Annotated in this window: 15 protein-coding genes and 1 pseudogene; 6 read left to right on the forward strand and 10 right to left on the reverse strand. The window is 43.8% G+C overall.

The features are described 5' to 3' along the window. Positions 1-449: 449 nt before the first annotated feature. Complete coding sequence (locus tag GVY04_01440) at positions 450-2,279, forward strand: threonine--tRNA ligase (GenBank protein NBD14837.1); 1,830 nt, start codon at positions 450-452, stop codon at positions 2,277-2,279. Between the two features lie 4 nt (positions 2,280-2,283). On the opposite strand, the gene GVY04_01445 is transcribed toward GVY04_01440, so the two are convergent. Then, a complete protein-coding gene (locus tag GVY04_01445; protein NBD14838.1) occupies positions 2,284-2,658 on the reverse strand; it encodes a hypothetical protein in 375 nt (124 codons plus the stop codon). A gap of 118 nt (positions 2,659-2,776) precedes the next feature. Between GVY04_01445 and dusA the strand changes: the two genes are divergently transcribed. After that, a complete protein-coding gene (gene dusA, locus GVY04_01450; GenBank protein ID NBD14839.1) occupies positions 2,777-3,811 on the forward strand; it encodes a tRNA dihydrouridine(20/20a) synthase DusA in 1,035 nt (344 codons plus the stop codon). Here dusA and GVY04_01455 read toward each other — a convergent pair. The 4 genes from GVY04_01455 to plsX form a co-directional block, all read right to left on the reverse strand. Then, positions 3,791-5,986 (reverse strand): DUF4131 domain-containing protein, encoded by a 2,196-nt coding sequence (locus GVY04_01455; GenBank protein NBD14840.1) that lies wholly within the window; start codon positions 5,984-5,986, stop codon positions 3,791-3,793. The two genes, dusA and GVY04_01455, sit on opposite strands and share 21 nt — an antisense overlap. A 161-nt stretch (positions 5,987-6,147) precedes the next feature. Continuing rightward, positions 6,148-7,041 carry an ACP S-malonyltransferase gene (fabD, locus tag GVY04_01460; protein ID NBD14841.1) on the reverse strand — a complete coding sequence of 298 codons (894 nt, stop codon included), beginning with the start codon at positions 7,039-7,041 and terminating at the stop codon, positions 6,148-6,150. 27 nt (positions 7,042-7,068) lie between these two features. Beyond that, positions 7,069-8,085 carry a beta-ketoacyl-ACP synthase III gene (gene fabH / locus GVY04_01465; protein ID NBD14842.1) on the reverse strand — a complete coding sequence of 339 codons (1,017 nt, stop codon included), beginning with the start codon at positions 8,083-8,085 and terminating at the stop codon, positions 7,069-7,071. Positions 8,086-8,094: 9 nt separating this feature from the next. Next, complete coding sequence (gene plsX, locus GVY04_01470) at positions 8,095-9,183, reverse strand: phosphate acyltransferase PlsX (GenBank protein ID NBD14843.1); 1,089 nt, start codon at positions 9,181-9,183, stop codon at positions 8,095-8,097. 364 nt (positions 9,184-9,547) lie between these two features. On the opposite strand from plsX, the gene GVY04_01475 reads away from it, so the two are divergent. Next, the gene (locus GVY04_01475) at positions 9,548-10,828 is read left to right on the forward strand and encodes a D-alanyl-D-alanine carboxypeptidase (GenBank protein ID NBD14844.1); all 1,281 of its coding nucleotides are present in this window, start codon (positions 9,548-9,550) and stop codon (positions 10,826-10,828) included. A 70-nt stretch (positions 10,829-10,898) separates the two neighbouring features. On the opposite strand, the gene GVY04_01480 is transcribed toward GVY04_01475, so the two are convergent. Next, positions 10,899-12,629, reverse strand: a complete 1,731-nt coding sequence (locus GVY04_01480) for an ATP-binding cassette domain-containing protein (protein NBD14845.1) — start codon at positions 12,627-12,629, stop codon at positions 10,899-10,901. A 275-nt stretch (positions 12,630-12,904) separates the two neighbouring features. On the opposite strand from GVY04_01480, the gene GVY04_01485 reads away from it, so the two are divergent. Beyond that, positions 12,905-13,363 (forward strand): YggT family protein, encoded by a 459-nt coding sequence (locus GVY04_01485; protein ID NBD14846.1) that lies wholly within the window; start codon positions 12,905-12,907, stop codon positions 13,361-13,363. A gap of 13 nt (positions 13,364-13,376) precedes the next feature. On the opposite strand, the gene GVY04_01490 is transcribed toward GVY04_01485, so the two are convergent. The 3 genes from GVY04_01490 to glgX all read right to left on the reverse strand — a co-directional run bounded on the left by GVY04_01490 (position 13,377) and on the right by glgX (position 17,350). After that, entirely contained in the window at positions 13,377-14,777 is a 1,401-nt protein-coding gene (locus GVY04_01490; protein ID NBD14847.1) for a glutaredoxin family protein, read from the reverse strand. Between the two features lie 5 nt (positions 14,778-14,782). Continuing rightward, positions 14,783-15,142 carry a hypothetical protein gene (locus GVY04_01495; protein ID NBD14848.1) on the reverse strand — a complete coding sequence of 120 codons (360 nt, stop codon included), beginning with the start codon at positions 15,140-15,142 and terminating at the stop codon, positions 14,783-14,785. Positions 15,143-15,223: 81 nt separating this feature from the next. Then, positions 15,224-17,350, reverse strand: a complete 2,127-nt coding sequence (glgX, locus tag GVY04_01500) for a glycogen debranching protein GlgX (GenBank protein ID NBD14849.1) — start codon at positions 17,348-17,350, stop codon at positions 15,224-15,226. Between the two features lie 91 nt (positions 17,351-17,441). On the opposite strand from glgX, the pseudogene GVY04_01505 reads away from it, so the two are divergent. Continuing rightward, positions 17,442-17,740 (forward strand): annotated as a pseudogene (locus tag GVY04_01505) (transcriptional regulator). A 59-nt stretch (positions 17,741-17,799) separates the two neighbouring features. Here the strand turns inward: GVY04_01505 and GVY04_01510 are convergent. Next, positions 17,800-19,512: an ATPase gene (locus GVY04_01510; GenBank protein ID NBD14850.1), complete on the reverse strand. Its 1,713-nt coding sequence runs from the start codon at positions 19,510-19,512 to the stop codon at positions 17,800-17,802. Positions 19,513-19,771: 259 nt separating this feature from the next. Here GVY04_01510 and GVY04_01515 point away from each other — a divergent pair, with 259 nt between their 5' ends. Continuing rightward, a complete protein-coding gene (locus tag GVY04_01515) occupies positions 19,772-20,644 on the forward strand; it encodes an S-methyl-5'-thioadenosine phosphorylase (GenBank protein ID NBD14851.1) in 873 nt (290 codons plus the stop codon). Positions 20,645-20,835: the final 191 nt, after the last annotated feature.

A 20,835-nucleotide genomic window follows, 5' to 3' on the forward strand; every position in this document is an offset into this window, starting at 1 on the left:
GAAATGGGCGATCGCGCTAGTAGCCGGAATTGTTCTCATCGCGATCGCTGCCAGTTTTGAGTCTCAGCGCGATCGGATGATTTCTACGTTTCAAACCTGGCGAGCCCGCTTTCAAGAATGGGAATAAAACGCGCTAGGCAATAGGGAATCGGGAATCGGGAATCAAAGATTCTCCTTGTCCCCTTGTCTCCTTGTCTCCCTTATCCCCCCTACCTCCCTTGTCCCCCTTGTCTCTCCTCAACCCATCATTTCCCAACTGACCGACGACGATGTCCGTTCTTCTCGATAGAGTGCAATTGGGGTCATCTTCTTAAGTAAGCTAGAATATGATCGCTAGTTTCTGTTGTTCCAATCATGATTTCAGCCCCATGCAATCGGAATGGCAAACTAAGTTGTTCTCAATAAACTAGCACTGGTCGTTCCTTAATCAATTCAACCTAAAAATTACAATGTCTAGTGTAGAATCGCCCGTAGCACCGGAAGAATCTCAACCGATCAAACTGCCAAAAACCAGCGAGTCTGAAAAACTGAAACGGATTCGCCACACCGCTTCTCATGTTATGGCAATGGCAGTGCAACGGTTGTTTCCTGACGCACAAGTGACGATTGGTCCTTGGACAGAAAATGGATTCTACTATGATTTTGATAAACCCGAACCTTTCACCGAACAAGACTTAAAAGCCATCAAAAAAGAGATGGTGAAAATTATTAAACAAAAATTGCCGGTGATTCGGGAAGAAGTGAGTCGGGAAGAAGCCCAAAGACGGATTGAAGAACTCCAAGAACCCTACAAACTGGAAATTCTTAGTGACATCCAAGACGGTCCCATCAGTATTTATCATTTAGGGGAACAATGGTGGGATTTGTGCGCTGGTCCCCACGTGGAAACCACTGGCGATCTCAACCCGAAAGCAATTGATATCGAAAGCGTGGCGGGGGCGTATTGGCGCGGTGATGAAAATAATCCACAGCTACAACGGATTTATGGCACCGCTTGGGAAACTCCAGAACAGCTAGCAGAATATAAACGACGGAAGGAAGAAGCCCTGAGACGGGATCATCGTCGTCTGGGCAAAGAACTGGGACTCTTTTTATTTAGCGATGTGGTGGGTCCGGGGTTACCCTTATGGACGCCCAAGGGAACCATGTTACGGACGCTGTTAGAGGACTTTCTCAAACAGGAACAACTCAAACGGGGTTATTCTCCTGTTGTTACCCCTCATATTGCTAGAGTTGATTTATTCAAAACTTCCGGACACTGGCAAAATTACCATGAAGATATGTTCCCGTTAATGGCAGAAGATGAAAAAGCCGCTGCCGAGGAACAAGGGTTTGTTCTCAAGCCCATGAATTGTCCGTTTCACATCCAAATTTATAAGAACGAACTCCATTCCTATCGCGATCTCCCCATCCGCTTGGCTGAGTTTGGAACGGTTTATCGTTATGAACAATCGGGAGAATTGGGGGGATTAACCCGAGTGCGCGGCTTTACCGTTGATGACTCTCACCTATTTGTCACCCCAGAACAACTCGATGATGAGTTTCTCAGTGTGGTGGATTTAATTCTTTCGGTTTTCAAGAGTCTGCAATTGACGAATTTTAAAGCTCGCTTGAGCTTCCGCGACCCCAATTTGGATAAATATATTGGATCGGATGAAGCCTGGAATAAAGCCGAAAATGCGATTCGCCGCGCTGTGGAAAAATTGGGCATGGACTATTTTGAAGGAGTTGGTGAAGCAGCCTTTTATGGTCCGAAGCTCGATTTTATTTTCCAAGATGTTCTCGAACGAGAGTGGCAATTGGGAACCGTGCAAGTGGATTATAATCTGCCCGAACGCTTTGATTTAACTTACATGGCGGAAGATGGAACCAGAAAACGCCCTGTGATGATTCACCGCGCGCCCTTTGGTTCGGTGGAACGTTTAATCGGTATTTTAATCGAGCAGTATGCTGGTGATTTCCCCTTGTGGTTAGCCCCGGAACAAGTTCGCTTATTACCGGTTAGCCAGGAACAATACGAGTTTGTCCAACAAGTGGCAACGCAAATGCAGCAAGCGGGGATTCGCGCCCAAGCTGACTTGAGTGGAGAACGCTTAGGCAAATTAATTCGCAATGCCGAGAAGCAAAAAGTCCCTGTGATGGCAGTGGTAGGGGCAAAAGAAGTGGAAGGCAATAGCTTGAGTGTTCGCACGCGGGCTTCGGGTGAGTTAGGGAGTATGGCGGTAGGACAAGCGATCGGAAAACTAGAAAGCGCGATCGCGTCCTATGAAAATTTCTAAAGTTCTAATACGTGGAAATTTTCAGTAACATCCGATAGAGGTCTTTGGGAAAATCCACAACCCCTTCTTTATGGTAATTTTTAATCACACTAATTAAGTGACAAATGAAGTCAGCATTTTGTAGGCTAATCTCATAGCTGTGCTCGGCACTGCCTTCAAACTGTAAGCGAAAACGAGTTTGCTCTAAGGGAAGAGAAGAGATGGTCCAGGTTGCGATAAAAGGAATCGGTTTTCCCCCTTCAATCGGTCGTTGCCCTTCTAATCTTCCCTCTTTATAGAGGCTAATCGCTAAGGGTAACCAGCTTTTTTCTTTTGGAGCATAAGGGCTATAAGGAATAACGGTGTCTCTACCAGCAGGTTTCAAGTTTTCAATTGCCATATTGAGCTTCCATCGTAAAAGTTGTCCAAAAAAATGAGTAGGATAACAGACTATCATTGATTGATTGTTGTGCCCATTCCCTATCTTAAGCATTAAGTTCCATTCGTCCAAACTAATGATGAAAACCAGCTTACTCACCCCCTCCACTCAAACTAAGCCAAAATTTAAGCCCTCTGATCTTGTCAAGGGGAATCCCCTGAGTGTGGCACCCATGATGGATCGTACAGATCGCCATTTTCGCTATTTGATGCGGCAAATTACGCGTCAAACTCTGCTATATACAGAAATGGTGACGATACCAGCGATTATCAATGGCGATCGCGCTAAACTATTAGATTTTTCCCCAGCAGAACATCCCCTCGCGTTGCAAATTGGCGGAGATAATCCTGAACAAGCTGCCGAATGTGCTCGCATTGCTGCCGATTGGGGCTACGATGAGATTAATCTCAATGTGGGCTGTCCCAGTGATCGAGTCAAAAGCGGGAACTTTGGCGCGTGCTTAATGGCACAACCGGAGATTGTGGCGCGGGTGGTAGAGGCGATGCAACAGGCGGTCGATCTGCCCGTTACCGTCAAGCATCGCATTGGAGTTGATGAGCGCGATCGCTATGAAGATCTGGCAGATTTTGTGAAAACCGTTGCCAATGCTGGCTGTGGGAGATTTACAATTCATGCCCGTAAAGCATGGTTACAGGGCTTGAGTCCAAAAGAAAACCGCAATGTTCCCCCCTTACGCTATGCCGATGTTTATCGTCTCAAACAGGACTTTCCCCAGCTTTTTATTGAAATGAATGGCGGGATCAAAACGTTCTCTGAAATTAAAGACCATTTGCAGCAGGTTGATGCGGTGATGATTGGACGGGCGGCTTATGATAACCCTTATTTATTCGCTGCGGTGGATCAAGCGATTTATGGAGAAGAAAACCCCTCTAGCAGTATGAAAGATGTGGTAACCGCCATGCTTCCTTATGTTGAGTATTGGGTCAGTCAGGGCATCAAACTCAACCGGATAACGCGCCATCTAATCCATTTATTTAATGGACAACCGGGGGCAAAAGCTTGGCGGCGCTATCTCACGGAAAAAGGGTGTGAATCTCACTCGGGTGCAGAAGTGGTTGAACAAGCCTTAGCGTTAGTCCAACATCGTCTTTAAACCGCGACGAGGGGTCCATTGAATGGCCCCGTTTTGTCCGGTGACGTAGAAATCAATCTCTTTTTGAGTCAGGCTTGCTTGCAGTTCCTCGGAGACTTGATTCGTTACCGCGATCGCGCTTTCTAATCCGACTGCTTCCAACCAACTCTGACTGATTCCTTGCCCTTGCCATAACAAAATATCAATTTGATTAACATCAGCAGTAACAGTGGGAAGACTGTGACGGGGATGTTGTAAAATGCCCCATTGTTTCTGGTCCCAATTAAGGGTGAGTAACATCGGAGTGGATTGTTTGATGTTGAGATTTTGTTGATTGACTAGATTTGTATGAGCAGAAATGGCTTGTTTAGACGTGAAATTGGCGTTGGATTTTTCCTGAATTTCATTTTCGAGAAGGGGGGAATAAAATAATTGCTTGAGATCAACCACTTGACTTAAAACTTGCCATTGGTTCTGAGGATCCAGTGCAATTGCCGTATTAATGGTTTGAATGCCTTCTTGCTGTAAAAAGGGGACAAGAGTATAGCGAATGGTTGCTTCCTCCCCACAATTAATTAGCGTAATATGACCTCGATTTTGAATTAAGATGACAGCGGGTTGATCCGTGGCAAAAACCGTCATTTGTCTTAAGGAAAGTTTTTGATTAATAATCGGTAGAATCATCAGCGCGATCGCGACAAGTGTGACCCCTTGCCACAGCTGTTTTCCTTTAGGAAACTGCCAAACAAAAATAATCAAACCATACACGCCAATTAATTGCCATAATGCAACTTTTCCAAATAATAAATAGCTTCCGGGCAGTTGATTAAACCCAGAGACTAAAGCCATTAAGCCCTGCACGAAGGGGGAAAGTAGTAGCGCGATCGCGCTTCCCAAACTCGGTATTATTAAACCCACAAACCCGCTAATCATACCACCTAAAATAATAAAAACGGCAAAAGGCGTCACAATCACATTGAGGAGGATACTATAAGTGGCAACAGTTCCAAAATGAAACAATTGTAACGGAAAAACCCAAGGAAAGACAGCAATCGGAACTGCGATTAAAGAGGCAAGTGTGGGTGGCAGAAAATCCCACTTTTCCAATAAAACCGGAAGCGTAATAATTAACCCTAAGGTTGCTAAAAAACTAAATTGAAACCCCAGGTCAGTGACCCATAAGGGATTAATTAATAATAAAAGGGTTGCAATAACGAGCAGCGATCGCGTTGAATTCACTTTCCGTTCCGTCAGTAATCCCAACAATCCCGCAACGCCCATTAAGCTTGCTCTTAAAATTGAAGGTTGTAAGCCCGTTAACCCCACATAAAGCATTAAAACACCTAACCCCAGTGCAAAGCGTAGCGAAACTTTGAACGGTTGAGTCACTCCTAAGATAACGCCGAGCAAGAGCGAAACATGAAACCCAGATGCTGCTAAAAAATGAGCGAGCCCCGCTTTGAGAAATTGATCCTGAATGGCGTAGGGTAAATTGACCGCTTTGCGCCCTAAAACGGTTGAACTGACCAGTTCTCCTTGGGGACTGCCTAAGGCTTGCTGATGAACCTTAACTATTCTGTCTCGTAATTGCCAAAATCCCCAATTATTTTCTTTGATAACCGTTACCTCTCGCCCACTGATTCCGGCAAACGCACCATTTTCTTTCAGATAATTGCCAAAATCAAACTGTCCGGGATTTTTGGGGGGAGACGGTTGATAAAGATAGCCAGTTACTTCAATGCTTGAACCAGCATTCAGTTGCTCCTCCAATGTAGCGGGAACCGTTGTATAAAGTTTTCCCGTTTGTTGTCCAATTTGGTCTTTAACCGCTTCTACCCTTAACCAAAACCTTAATTGACCACTGCGATTGAGAGTTGGCGCGTCTAAGATTTTTCCCTTTACGGTTACGACAATGCCATTTTCTCCTTCAGGAATGATTTGACTGATATCACTTCCTACTAACTTGGGAGAACGAATCGAGAAAGAACAAAATGCAATAATCGCCACTAAACTAACCGCTAATCCGGTGCGCCATTGCAAGCCCCACCCATTATCAATTGGGGCAACTTTTAGTAAAATTGCCCCTCCCATAAATATCGTCAGTGTAATCGTTAGCCCATATTGCTCAAAACCTGAGGCAATTAAAAGACCAATGATATAAGCGAAACAAAACAGCGGAATTTCCTTGGCATACATTGTTCTAGCCCACACAGCGCCGGTTAGCTTAGACAAGGCAATCATAACGCTGTCAAGGAGATTCGAGAAACCGTAAAATCCGTTGATGATCAACGTGATCCCTGTTAAGGATCACGCAAAGAAAACACTAAAAGGACTGAAAGATCCACGGCATTCTCGGGTTAGCTTCTCATCAGCTTGCACTCAGCAGCACGAGAAATATTCTGCAACTCAATATCAGGACAAGTGCGCTTACATAAGCCGGTTAAGACATTACCCGGTCCCACTTCTATCAGTTGGGAAACGTTTTCCTCAGCCAATTTAAGCAGCGTTTCTCGCCAACGCACTCTTCCTGTCATTTGTTCCATCAGATGGGTTTTTAGTGCTGTTGCCTCAATGGTCGGAACCGGATTAACATTCGGCAAGACCGGAATAATTGCCTCGCCAAAGGAGACTTCATCGAGGAGTCGTTTATAATCTTGGGCGACGCTGTCCATGAGGGGAGAATGAAACGCTCCAGAGACGTTTAAGGGAACTGCTCGTTTTGCTTTCACTTCCTCTAATACAGCATCTACAGCCTCTGGCGTTCCCGAAATAACAACCTGCTGCGGACTATTATCGTTTGCCAGTACAGCATCATTATTTTTATCAAGGGCTGCTTCTAATTGGGCGCGATCAATCTTCATCAGCGCTACCATCTTGCCACCCGCAGCGGTATCCATTAATTTTGCCCGTTGTTGGACTAACCGTAACCCCGCTTCAAAACTAAAGACACGACCGGCATATAAAGCGCTATATTCCCCTAAGCTATGACCGGCAACATACTGGGGCAGATAACCCGCCTCATCAATTAAAAGGTCAATTAGGATCGACTCCACTACATAGAGACAAGGCTGGGTATAGAAAGTGCGGGAAAGATTGGCTTCATCTTGACGACAGGTATCGAGAACAGACCAACCTAAAATCTCCTCGGCTTTTTCAAATCGGTCTTTACCGAGAGACGTTTCTACTAAATCTGCCTCCATGCCAACGGTTTGGGAGCCTTGTCCGGGAAAAACAAAAGCCAGTTTGCTCATTTTAATTGGTTATTTACAATACAGTTCTTAAGGTTCAATTTGCCATTGTACGATCGCGCTTCCCCAAGTTAACCCGGCACCAAAGCCAGACATCGCAATAATATCCCCTGATTTTAGCTTCCCAGCTCGCTGGGCTTCATCTAAGGCTAACGGAATTGACCCTGCTGAAGTATTGCCATAACTGGCTAAATTACTAATCACCCGTTCTAAGGGCAGATTTAAGCGCTGTGCCACTGCATCCATAATCCGTTGGTTGGCCTGATGGAGTAGCAACCAGTCCACTTGTTCTGCTGTTAAATCAGCGTGAAACAACGCTTTAGAAATCACTTCCGGAACTTTTTCCACCGCAAACCGATAAACTTCTTTTCCCTTCATCGTAATCGGTTGATAATTCCCTTGACTCACCTGAATCGAATTGATTAGACTCTTATCCGTTCCTTGATGAGACAAATTCAAGGTATGACTGAGTTTACCATCACTACACAATTCAAATCCTAACAAGCGATCGCGCTCAGGAGCAGTTGCTTCAATCACCACTGCCCCTGCACCATCTCCAAATAAAATGCAAGTGCTGCGATCCGACCAATCCACCCAACGGGAGAGTAAATCGGCTCCAATGAGTAAGACTTTTTCATAGGCACCGGTGCGGATAAATTGAGCCGCATTCACCAAACCAAAAACAAAACCAGAGCAAGCAGCGGTGAGATCAAAGGCAACCGCGTGAGTGGCACCAATTGCCGTTTGTACACTCACGGCACTGCCAAATAAATCATCGGGGGTTGAGGTGGCTAAAATGACTAAATCAATTTCTTGGGGATCCACTTTTGCCATGGCGAGGGCTTGACGGGCTGCTGTTGCTCCCATATCAGTTAAGGATTCTCCCGGTGCCGCAACACAACGCTGTTTAATTCCGGTGCGAGTCGTGATCCACTCATCAGAGGTTTCCACCATCTGCGCTAAATTTTCGTTCGTTAACTGACCCGACGGTGTTGCAGAGCCACTCCCTGTAATCGCAATTCCTGCTGAATATAATCCGTTCCTCATGCTTCTCCTTTAGGCTTCGGGGGGTTGGCTACTCACAGTCGAATCAGACATTGACGTTTGCTCTACCGTCTCTTTTGCTTCTGCGGAAACCGTAGTATAGGAACGAAGACGAGTTAAAACTTTTTCATCCACAGCATCTTTAGCCAAGCGAATGGCATTGTAAATCGAAGGCGCTTGGGAACTGCCATGACTAATCATACAGATCCCATCCACCCCCAGTAATAACGCGCCCCCATGTTCAGCATGATCGACCCGTTGTTTAATCCGTTTTAAATTGGGTTTGAGTAAAGCTGTTCCCACCATGCCATTTAAGCCTTGAGGAAGCTCTTCTTTGAGAATATTAAGTAGAACTTCGCCAATTGCTTCTGCAAACTTGAGGACAACATTTCCCACAAACCCATCACAGACAATGACATCAAAGTTTCCTGACAAGACATCTCGTCCTTCCGCATTGCCAACAAAAGGAATCTGTGGATTAGCACTCATTAACTGGTGAGCGCGAATCGATGCTTCATTTCCTTTGGAAGGTTCTTCACCAATATTCAGGAGTCCGACTTTCGGTTCCGTATTCCCTAGAACATACCGACTGTAAACGGTTCCCATCAAACCAAATTGTTCTAAATACTTGGCACGACAGTCCACCATTGCGCCAGCATCCAGGATAATCACTGATTTTCCAGCAATGAGTGTCGGGAGAATGGCACCAATTGCTGGGCGATCAATCCCTTTTAAGCGTCCTAATCGTAACAATGCTGCTGCCATGGCAGCGCCGGAATGTCCCGCAGAAACTACAGCTTCGGCTCGTTCTGCTTTGACCATGTCCATTGCCACATTGATGGAAGCTTGGCGTTTCCGCTTCAGCCCTGCCATGGGTTCTTCTGACATTTCAATGACTCCATCGGCAGGAACGATCTCGAGATGAGGATTGGTGGCACTGCCTGATGATTCGAGGTGGGGCTGAATTTGTGCAGGATCGCCAACCAAAAGAATATCGACGTCAAGTTCTTCTGTGGCTCGGATAGCCCCTGTGATAATTTCGCCGGGAGCATGGTCGCCTCCCATGGCGTCAACTGCAATTTTTGCGCGAGTCGATCCCATAAATCAAATTAGTAGAAACGTTGAGGATTTTAAAAAGCCCTTTGGGGGCGGAAATTAAAACTAAACAGTTAAATTTTAAGTGAAAACAATAAACCGATGTCTCTCTAAGATAGATTACAGGTTGTTGGCACAACTGACTAGTAGGGTTTTCTAGGTAATGGAAAATTTTCTGAATGTGAGTGCTGCATGCACTGATAACTTTGCCATTGACCTCTGGGCTGCTGATGCTCGAAGAATGGTTAAAATTACCTTTGAGAAATTACGAAGCCCCAGAATCCAAAAATGGGGATTGAGCTTCACTTGCTCCGCTTTGCTTGGTAGACGTGAGGCTTCTCCTTGATGAAGCTAATGGTGGTTGAGCATGATCTGGAATTTAATTGTTTGGAGTGGGTTAATTGGGATCTTACGAGGATGGGGAACGGAGCCTCCTCCTGTGACACCGGTGCAGGAGCTAGCTTGGGAGGAATTAGCTCTATTTTCCCTGCCTCATGATCCTGAGCCAAGGATTGACAAGACAATCGGAAACTATTTACAAAATTTATCTCAATTGCGAGTTGCAACGAATTCGCAGGGAATTTGGTTGGCCTCAGATTGGTGGACTTTTGCGGATCATCGAGGAACGATTCCGCAGTCAGCTGCTTCTTTAACGAAGATTGCAACCAGCTTAGCGGCTTTAGAAACCTATGGGAGCAATTATCAGTTTGAAACCCGAGTCAAGCACACGGGTGTGATGCAAGCGGGAGTACTGCAAGGAAATTTAATTATTGAGGGAGGTGGCGATCCGTTTTTTGTCTGGGAAGAGGCGATCGCGCTGGGCAATCGCTTAAATGAACTGGGGATTCAAGCTGTAACAGGCGATTTAATCATCACCGGCGATTTTTTTATGAATTACGAGGCCAGTCCCCAAAAATCGGCTCAACTTTTAGCGCAAGGGCTCAATTTCCAACGCTGGTCCAAGGCAGCCCAGCAGCAGTACCAAACCCTTCCTTCGGCAACACCTCGCCCGCAAGTGGAAATTGCTGGAACAGTGATCGTGGAGAAAACGGCGGATTTTCCCAATACGACTCCCCTCATTCGCCATCAATCCTTACCGCTCAAACAAATTCTGCAACAAATGAACGTTTACAGTAACAATCAACTCGCCGAATTAATCGCGCGATCGGTCGGTGGGGTGGAACAAGTGGAAGCTATTGTTACTAAAGCTACTGGTGTTTCCTCACCCGAAGTCCAACTGAGCAATGGTTCGGGGTTAGGCGTGGATAATCGCTTATCGCCGCGAGCAGTAGCCAAAATGCTCCAGGTCATGCAGCAACAATTAGCAGCCCAAGGCAGTCATCTGGGGGAAATTTTACCCGTCGCTGGGATTCAAACCGGAACCGTGCGCGATCGCGCTATCCCGCAAGGGATTCCTGTCAAAACCGGAAGCTTGTGGAATGTCAGCGCTCTAGCGGGAATAATGAACACCGAACGTCACGGACGGGTTTATTTTGCAATTATTAACCAAAATGGCAATCTTGATACCTTCCGCCGAAAACAAGATCAACTCTTGCAAAACTTACAAGGCTACTGGCAGTTAATTCCTTTTGATCAGAATGTTGCTGTACAACTGGGGGATCCGAATCGGCAAAAGTTGATTAGTCATTAGTCATTGGTCATTGGTCATTGGTCATTAGGGAATGGGGAATGGGGAATGGGGAATGGGGAGTTAATTATAATTACTTTCCTTTCTTCGCTTTTTTCGCCGCTTTGCGCTCTTTTTCCTTTTGTTTTTGTTTCTCCCGTTTGGCTTGCTGTTTTGCTTCTGCTTGTGCTCTTTCTTCAGCTATGCGAACGGCTTGAGCGGCTTCTTCTTTCTTTTCTAAATAATAGTGGTAGTCCCCCTCGTAAACGACTAATTCCCCTTCACTAATTTCGACAATTTTTGTTGCCACTTGCGAGATGAAATAGCGGTCGTGAGAAACAATAAGCGCTGTCCCATCATAGTTTTGGAGAGCGGATTCAATCGTTTCTTTTGCCGGAATATCTAAATGGTTGGTCGGTTCATCTAGTATTAATAAATTAACCGGTTGTAAGAGCATTTTGGCAAGAGCAAGTCTGGCTTTTTCACCACCACTGAGAGTCGCAACTTTTTTCTTCACTGTATCCCCGCTAAATAAGAACTTGCCTAGTAAAGCTCTAATGTCTTCATATTTCCAATCAGGGACCGCTTTTTGAATTGTTTCCTCAACCGTTAAGGTCAGGTCAAGGGCTTCTGCTTGGTTTTGCTCAAAATAGCCGGGAATGACATTGTGTTGACCTAAGTTAACCGCTCCTTCGGTGGGCGTTTCTAGACCCATAATTAAGCGGAGAATGGTGGATTTTCCAGAACCATTGGGACCTAAAAAGGCAATTCGATCGCCGCGTTCAACTAATAAATTAGCACCGAGGAATAGGATTTTATCATCATAAGTATGAGTTAAATCTTCAATTTTGACGACTTCTTGGCCGCTGCGAGGGGCAGTGGGAAATCGAAACTGAAGACCTTTGACTTTCGCGTCTGGGGCTTCAATTTCTTCAACTTTTTCCAGTTGTTTCTCTCGACTTTTGGCTTGCGTACTACGTGTAGCACTGGCACGAAAGCGCTCGATAAATTCTTCTTGTTTAGCAATTTCTTTCTGTTGACGCTCGTAAGCACTCATTTGGGCTTGCCGATTAAATTCTTTTTGTTCTAGATAACTGGAATAATTCCCAAGATAGGTTGTGGAGATCCCCCGTTCAGTTTCGACAATTTGAGTGCAGAGACGATCTAAAAATTCTCGGTCATGAGAGACAATCACCATTGGTGTGGTCAAATTTTTGAGATATTGTTCCAGCCATTCAATCGTTTCTAAATCGAGATGGTTCGTTGGTTCGTCCAAAAGCAGAACATCGGGATCTTGCAGCATCACTTTCCCCAGGCAAATCCGCATTTGCCAACCGCCGCTAAAACTGGTTACCGCGCGATCGCTGTCTTCGGGAATGAATCCTAATTCTGGCAATAAACAACTGATTTTAGTATCCAGTTGGTAGCCATCTTGGGCTTCAAATTCTTGCTGATAGCGATCCAATTTCCGAATCAGTTTATCGAGTTCCTCTGGTTCTGCGGTTTCCATTTGTTGCTGTACTTTTTCCAGGTTTTTTTGAACTTCGTTCGCTTGTTCAAAAACTCGCCATAGTTCTTGTCTAACCGTTAAGTTCGGATCAATGTCAAATTCTTGACTTAAACAACTAATCTTCAAAGCAGCAGGACGAATGATTTCCCCAGTGGTTGGTTCAGTTTTGCCCATAATCATCTTCAGTTGGGTGGTTTTTCCCGCACCATTTACCCCAACAAGTCCAAGCCGTTCTCCAGCTTTGACTTCCCAGTTAACATCCTTGAGGACTTCTCCGGTGGCATAAGTTTTACTAATTTTTTCGAGTCTGAGAATTGACATTGTTTAGATGATGATGCTGATTGACAACTGATTCATTCTCTATCCTATCTATTATTGCCCGTGAAAAACGGAGGCTCGAATGCTGAGTCTGGATTTAACTACTCTCTAGCAATAATCCTAAATTATTCTCTATTTTTTATTTACGAGAATTTATTTTCATTGATTTTAATCATGATCAGTGGAATTCTGAACGAGCTACAGATTAAAATTCAAGTAATCCTCTGATCAAACTGAGGAAATCAAAGCACTTTAATTTGAGATTAACTATTATGACCCATTCCAATGATCCAAAACACGAACAAGAACCCGATGATCTCAATGAGACAAATGAAAATAACGACACAAAAACTGGCTCTAATATCTCACCTGAGCAGGAGGCAGAAGCAGAACGTTTAATTCAACAAGAAAAAAAGATCCAAAAAGCGCAAAGAATTACGATTTCTCGAAAATTTAGTCAAAGTGTATCTTACTTGGTTGCTGCTTTAGAAATATTATTAGGATTAAGATTTCTCCTGTTAGTGACTGGGGCTAATCGTGAGAACATTTTTGCTAACTTTATTTATCGCCTTTCTGAACCTTTTTCCGCTCCCTTTTCTAATTTGTTTGGGACGATACAGTTTAATGGTGGCAATAATGTTTTTGACATTAACGTTCTCTTTGCCATGATTGTTTATTTACTTCTAATGATTTTAGTGAAATGGCTCATTAAAATTATTGCTAATCCTTAGAAAACTGATTGATTTAACCTAGCATTAATAGCTGTGGTTTGATCAACATAATTAAGCCAAATAAGAGCATAAATACACCAGAAAATAATTTCAAAATTCGTCCTTGATCTTCATTTAAACGAGAGGATTGGAAAGAATAGATAAAACTCACTAAAATTACTAGGAGTGGCAGAATATAAATAAGAGCATATAAAGCCGTCCAAGTTGTATAACAGAATCCGACATTTGTTGTGCAGTGATTGACTAAAGTTGTCATGTAAACAACAGGGAGAATTGCGGTACACCCTAATTCAATAATATTCACAAAAATGGCTAGCAAAATTGTTGCTCCTAAAGCAAGCCAAAATTGCTTGGATTCAACTTTAGCCCGGTTCAATTGTCTCGCAATTCCTCCGGCTCTTTTTGTAATTTTTAACTGTTGTTGTTCCGATAAAGAAAGAGAAATTGATTGCTTAAAGAAGAAGTAATCTTTAATATTAATGATGCCAGCTGCCGTTACGATCGCGCCTAAAATCACTAGTGCAATTGGACCATATTGTTCTAAAAAGAAGGATCCCACCAAAACCATCGCCATGATAAAACCAAAGTACATCACAGCTGAGGTCAAAATAAAGGTCGATCCCACAATGGTCATATCCGTTTTACTCTTGGTATAAGTGAGCAGAGAAAGCAGGATAATTAAAACGGTGAAGGCACAGGGATTAAACCCGTCAGCAAAAGCGATTACGCTTACAAATAAAGGGAAAGGTAACCCACCAGCGAGGTTTTGAATAACGGCGTCAGGTGTTAAAACAATAAAGGAAAAAACACTCAAGAACGTAATCCCTAATAACCCACCAATCCAGTACCGTTGACGTTGCGCAGTTGATAATTTTCCTTTAAAAAAGGGATAGCTAATAGCATATAAAAGTGGTAAGAAAAAGACCGACCAAGGTAAAGTAGAAACTGACTTTTCTTCTTGTACTTTATCCTTACTTTCAGGGATATTGAGAGGGGCGTTCAGTTCTTCTTCAATGGCATTAATAATTTGATTTTTATAGCCGATATAGGCTTTATAGCTGGAATTATATTCTAATTTTCCTTGCTCTTCGCTATAGCCGATAAAAGCGCGATCGCCGATCACAGTTCGCGGAACACCTGTTGCTTGAATATTATTTTCTTGTAAATAGTTTTGCCAAACTTCTGGTTGTTCACTTACTTCAATTCTGTTAACCTTTATCCCTTCATTGTTTTGTTCAATATAATTCAGGAGTGGTTTTTCGGCTACGCAATGGGGACAAGTTTTGCTGTAGTAAAAATCGACAATCACTGTCGTTTGTTCAGCGATAACAGAGGTTTGACTAGAGAAAAAAAGAGTGATAATCACTGTGAAAGTTAATAGCAGTGATTGTACAAGTAACTTGAAACGTTTCATGAGTTTTAATCCATAAAAGTTACACTAAATCTTAAATTCCCTTCCGTGACAGAGAGGGGTTGATAGCGCAGAATAGCGCGGTCATCACGCCAATTTTCTCGCCATTGAAACTTAACATTCCCTGAAACGACTCTGGTTTTATAAACCTTTCCCTCTAAGACTAAAGCAATTCTCGCTTCGCCATCAACATATCCTTTACCCATAATCAATAAGCCAGAGGTGGGTTTGCCAACGAATCTTTTTCTGAGGAGAAACTGTTGGTTTTCAGTCGGATTAGACAGTTGATGGAGTTGTGTCCTGGTTGTACAACTGGATAAGGATAACAGGAAAAATAGAGAAATGATTAACCTAAACCAATTTATCATATAGAATTTTCATTCATTAAAACAACCCGAGAACAGCAAATTTGAAGGTCGGAATGAGTAAATTGCTCGATAGTTGGATGACTAATCTGCTTTTAATACTAGTAAGGAAAAAGCTTGAACAAGGATATCTTCTTCTCCAGTGTAAACTGTTTCTCCTGATAATAAGCGCGGTTGATTGGTATCAATGACCGCTTGCCAAGACCAGGGTTGCAATGCCTGTGGCAGGGTAAAGGTCATTTCTTCATGATTACTATTGAAAAACAATAAGAAACTATTATCCAGGAACCGTTTTCCACGAGGATCCGGTGCGGATAATTCTTTTCCATTCAGAAATACGGTAATCGCTTTTGTCAATTGATTTTCCAGCCATTGTTCTTCAGTTAAATAACTTCCATCAGGATGATACCACCCTAAATCCCTAACTTCTGAGCCATGAATCGCACGACCTTGAAACCAGTTTCGACGATGAAAAACCGGATGTTGCTGGCGAAAGGCAATTAATTCTTGGGTAAAGGCTAGTAATTCTTTGTTTTCAGCGGATAAGTCCCAATTAAACCAAGTGAGTTCGTTATCTTGGCAGTAGGCATTATTGTTCCCCTGTTGGGTCCGTCCCATTTCATCACCGCCGAGTAACATAGGAACCCCTTGCGATAGCATGAGGGTGGTCAGAAAATTACGTTGTTGGCGCGATCGCTGCTGTAAAATTTCTAGGTCATCAGTTTCTCCTTCTGCCCCGCAATTCCAAGACCGATTGTGATCTTCTCCATCATGGTTATCTTCCCCATTAGCATGATTATGCTTTTCGTTGTAACTCACCAAGTCACGTAGAGTAAAACCATCATGGGCAGTAATAAAGTTAATACTGGCGTGAGGGAGTTTGCCATTGGCCTGATATAAGTCTGAACTACCTGTAAAGCGGTAAGCAAATTCACTTAAGGTATGCTCTTCGCCGCGCCAGAAATCGCGTACCGTATCCCGATATTTCCCATTCCATTCGGACCAGAGTAACGGAAAATTGCCGACTTGATAGCCGCCTTCCCCCACATCCCACGGTTCTGCAATTAATTTCACATTCGAGAGGACCGGATCTTGATGAATAATATCAAAGAACGCAGCCAAACTATTAACCGCATACAACTCTCGTGCTAATGCCGAGGCCAAATCAAACCGAAAGCCATCCACGTGCATTTCTTGCACCCAATAGCGCAAGCTGTCCATAATTAGCTTCAAAATTTGCGGGTGACGGACATTGAGAGAATTGCCACAGCCAGTAAAGTCCATGTAATAACGTAAATCATCCTTAACTAAGCGGTAATAAGCAGCGTTATCAATGCCCCGAAAACAAATAGTTGGTCCAAAGTGATTGCCTTCTCCAGTGTGGTTATAGACAACATCAAGAATTACCTCAATCCCTGCTTGATGCAGTGCCTTGACCATGCCTTTAAATTCTTTAATCTGTTCGCCTCTACTACCAGCAGCACTATATCCGGAATAAGGGGCAAAGTAGCCAATCGAATCATATCCCCAATAATTGCGAAGTCCTTTGTTAACGAGATGTCCAGGAGAGGCTAAAAAATGATGGATGGGTAATAACTCCACCGCTGTAATTCCTAAAGACTGAAGATGGTTAATGGCGGTGGGATGGGCTAAGCCCGCGTAGGTTCCCCGCAGATGTTTCGGAATTTTGGGATGTTGTTGGGTAAACCCTTTCACATGAACTTCGTAGATAATGGTTTCATGCCAGGGAATTTGTAGCAGTTGGTCGCCTTCCCAATCAAAAAAGGGATTGGTAACAACACACTTGGGAATCAAATGGCTATCATCCATATTGGAACAGGCTAAATCTTTTTCTTCTGCATCCCAAGGATAAGCAAAGCTTTCTTCTCCGTAGCCAATATCACCCATAATCGCCCGGGCATAAGGATCTAGCAAAAGTTTCTTGCGATTAAACCGATGCCCTTGTTTTGGCAGATAGTCCCCGTGAACCCGGTAGTTGTAACGTTGTCCAGGTTGTAATCCCGGAATGTAACCATGCCAAACATGATTATGCACTTCTCTTAAAGGGAGACGAATTTCGTGATCTTGTAGCGTGAATAAGCAGAGTTCAATTTCGGTTGCATTTTCCGAAAAAATTGCAAAGTTAACCCCTTCACCATCCCATGTTGCCCCTAAAGGAGTTGGTTTTCCTGGCCAAACGTCTAAATTCACGTTAATTGTTCCAATACATCGTTGTGCTTATAGTTTACCGGTTGGCAGCTGCTGTTAACCAACAAGCAACCATTGGGCTTTGGATCTTTCAATGTTAACGTCATCAGAAGTTGACTTAAATTTAATTAGGGCTGGGTTTCAAGCCTTATCAGAACCACTACGGCTGCCAATTTTAGAGTGATTTTAAGAACAAAAATGGTGTGTTTTTTTAAATCCAAGTTATTCTTTCACCTCAAAATTTTAAGAGAAGCGAACCTAGCGCGATCGCGCCAAGAGGGACGTTGGGTCTACTATTCTCTCAACTTCCCCCAACTGTTCGTTTTAGAAGAATACCTCAATCAACTGCGAGAAAATGCAGCAATGCGTCTGGCTCGGAAGTGCTCTGAATAATCAAGAAACTAATTATAGCTCACATTTAATACTTACAAATGATTTATTTCTGCTGTGACTTAATCACTTTTAACCGCTAAGGTGCGTAAGCGATTCAAAGCTGCTGCCAGTTCAAACCGTCGGAAATAAGCTAAATCGTGTTGCGGGGAAGGGGTCACGATATCTAATCCTTTCTTTTCGATATCCGCTAAAACTAAGTCTAAAATTTCAGGGAGGGTGCGTTTGCCATCCAAATACTGTTTCTTAGCATAAACAATGGCTGCCGCGATCGCGCGCAGTTGTCCCTTATCCACTAACTGTTCCACCGCTGCCAGATCAATCTCTTCATTGCCAAAAGACACCTCATCATCATCGCGGACTTTTACATTAACATCTTTTTTGCCCCGACTGGGATCAATACTATCGGGAAGGGGAATCCGAGGTGTAATTTTTCCGAAACTTTCTCCCCCTTCGGCAGCACGTTCGGTGCGATTTTCTTGGGCAATTAACTTCGCTTTTTCCGTCACTTCATAAGGCTGAAAATTCTCCATCGCGATTACGGTATCTGCCATATCAAAATAATCGCCACTGCCTCCCATCACAAGAATGGTCGAAACTTGATAATCCTGATCAAGCTGTTGAATCTTATCAATAAACGGCGTAATCGGTTCTTTCTCTTTACTAATTAACTGCTGCATCCGATGGTCACGAATCATGAAATTGGTTGCCGTTGTATCTTCATCCACCAATAACACTTTCGCACCCGCTTCTAACGCCTCAACAATATTTGCCGCTTGCGAAGTACTGCCACTGGCATTCGTACTGGAAAAATCAGTGGTGGATCGCCCTTGGGGTAACTGATTAATAAACGGAGAAATATCAACCCCAACTACATTTCTGCCATCTTCGGCGCGAATCTTCACTGCAGCGGGGTTCGTGACCACTAATTCTCGTCCATCATCGGGAATATGATTATAGACTCCCAATTCCAACGCCTGTAACAACGTCGATTTGCCATGATAACCACCGCCGACAATTAACGTAATCCCTTCAGGAATGCCCATGCCTTCAACGGTTCCGCGATTGGGACAATCGAAACTGACCGTTAACTCCGGTGGCGACTGAAAAGGAACCACATTTTGATCCGCTAACGGACGGTCATCCACTCCACTACGACGCGGTAAAATTGCGCCATTGGGAACAAATGCCGTTAAATTCTGTTGCGCTAACTGTGCCCGCAACCAGTCGGCATCTTCAGCCGTTTCCACATGATGACGAATGGCTTTTGGACTTAAAGATTGATAAATCAGGGCTTGATCCACAATTTCTGGAATATCCTCACCTAACATTGCTGCTGCTTGACGACCTAAAATGCGCCGTCCTTTCGCGGGTAAGCCAACAATAAAGCGCACTTCTACCTTTTCTTCATCCACCAGGACCGAACTACGTTCGATAATTTCTTGTCCAACGTTCGTAATCGCAATTAAACCACTTTTTCCGGTTCCCCGTGACGAAGTCATTTTTCCGGCAACTTGGCGAAATTGGCGTGTGAGATAATCTCGCAAGGCAATTTCCCGACTCGCAGACTGATAGAGAAACTCAGGAAATCCAGCAATGGCTTGAGGAATTTGCACTCGCAACTGTGAGGGAGAGGCAAAAGGGTCCCCTTGCACATAGTCAATGATGAGAGTGAAATCAATGAAATCATAACGCCCTTTAATCTCTTTATAGGCTTTGTAACTTGCGTTATCCAATCGCTGGAGAGTTGAACGTAATTGGTCTTGGTTTTGCATAATTTTAGGTTTCGTTATTCGTCATTAGTGGGCGATCAATTTTGTTTTGAGGGATGAGTGTGCTGATCTTTTCTCCCTTGTCTTCCTTGTCTCCCCTCTCCCAACTCAACCCATCATTTCAAACCTGACAGACTATTAGGAACAATTAGTAAGTGGGGAGTGAATCTAGTTTCCTCTTTCCTAATTAACTCACTGGTCAGTGATCGCTGAGTCTCCTAAAATAACTTAATGTACTATTCTGCACTCAAAAAACTCAGTCATGGCGCAAGCAAAAATTGGTGTAATCGGCGGTAGTGGACTCTATCAAATGGAAGCCCTACAAGATGTGGAAGAAGTCCAGTTAAAAACCCCCTTTGGTGACCCCTCCGATGCTTTTATTATTGGCACCTTAGAAGGAACCCGGGTGGCGTTTCTCGCCCGCCATGGACGCAATCACCACTTGCTGCCCACAGAGTTACCCTTTCGGGCAAATATCCACGCGATGAAGCAACTAGGAGTAGAATATATCATTTCTGCTTCTGCTGTCGGCTCTCTTAAGGAACAGGTTAAACCTTTAGATATGGTGATTCCCGATCAGTTTATTGATCGCACGCGCGATCGCGTTAATACTTTTTTTGGGGATGGCATTGTGGCACACATTGGCTTTGGCGATCCAGTGTGTGAAAAGTTAGGAGATATTCTTTATGATTCCATTTCCCATCTGGAGTTAGAAAATGTCACACCGCATCGCGGTGGCACTTATGTTTGTATGGAAGGACCCGCCTTTTCGACAAAAGCGGAGTCTTATCTCTATCGCAGTTGGGGGGCAGCAGTGGTCGGGATGACCAACTTGCCGGAAGCGAAACTTGCCCGAGAAGCCGAAATTGCTTATGGAACGCTGGCGTTAGTAACCGACTATGATTGTTGGCACGATGACCATGGTAGTGTCACAGTTGAGATGGTGATCGCCTATCTCAAAAAGAACGCCGTGAATGCACAAAAGGTGATCAAAGAAGCCGTGCGTCGGATTAATGAGAATCCACCGGTTTCTGAAGCTCACTCGGCACTGAAATATGCAATCTTAACCCCACTGGATAAAGCCCCCACTGAAACCAAAGAGAAATTAAAAGTATTTTTAGAAAAGTATTTGTAAAATTTTTGCTGACTGAAGTGAAGATTCAGACCTAGTAATCAGCCAGATTCCTACTCAAACATTAAGTTGATTTAGCAAAATAGGCGAGAATCCTACGACTACAGCCGTTAGGCTTAGTCGATAGATGAATCGCCATCAATCGAGGGGGTTCAATACCCCTGAGATTGATAACTTCCTGATTTGTTCTCTAA

The sequence above is a fragment of the Cyanobacteria bacterium GSL.Bin1 genome, assembly GCA_009909085.1.
Lineage (GTDB): Bacteria > Cyanobacteriota > Cyanobacteriia > Cyanobacteriales > Rubidibacteraceae > Halothece.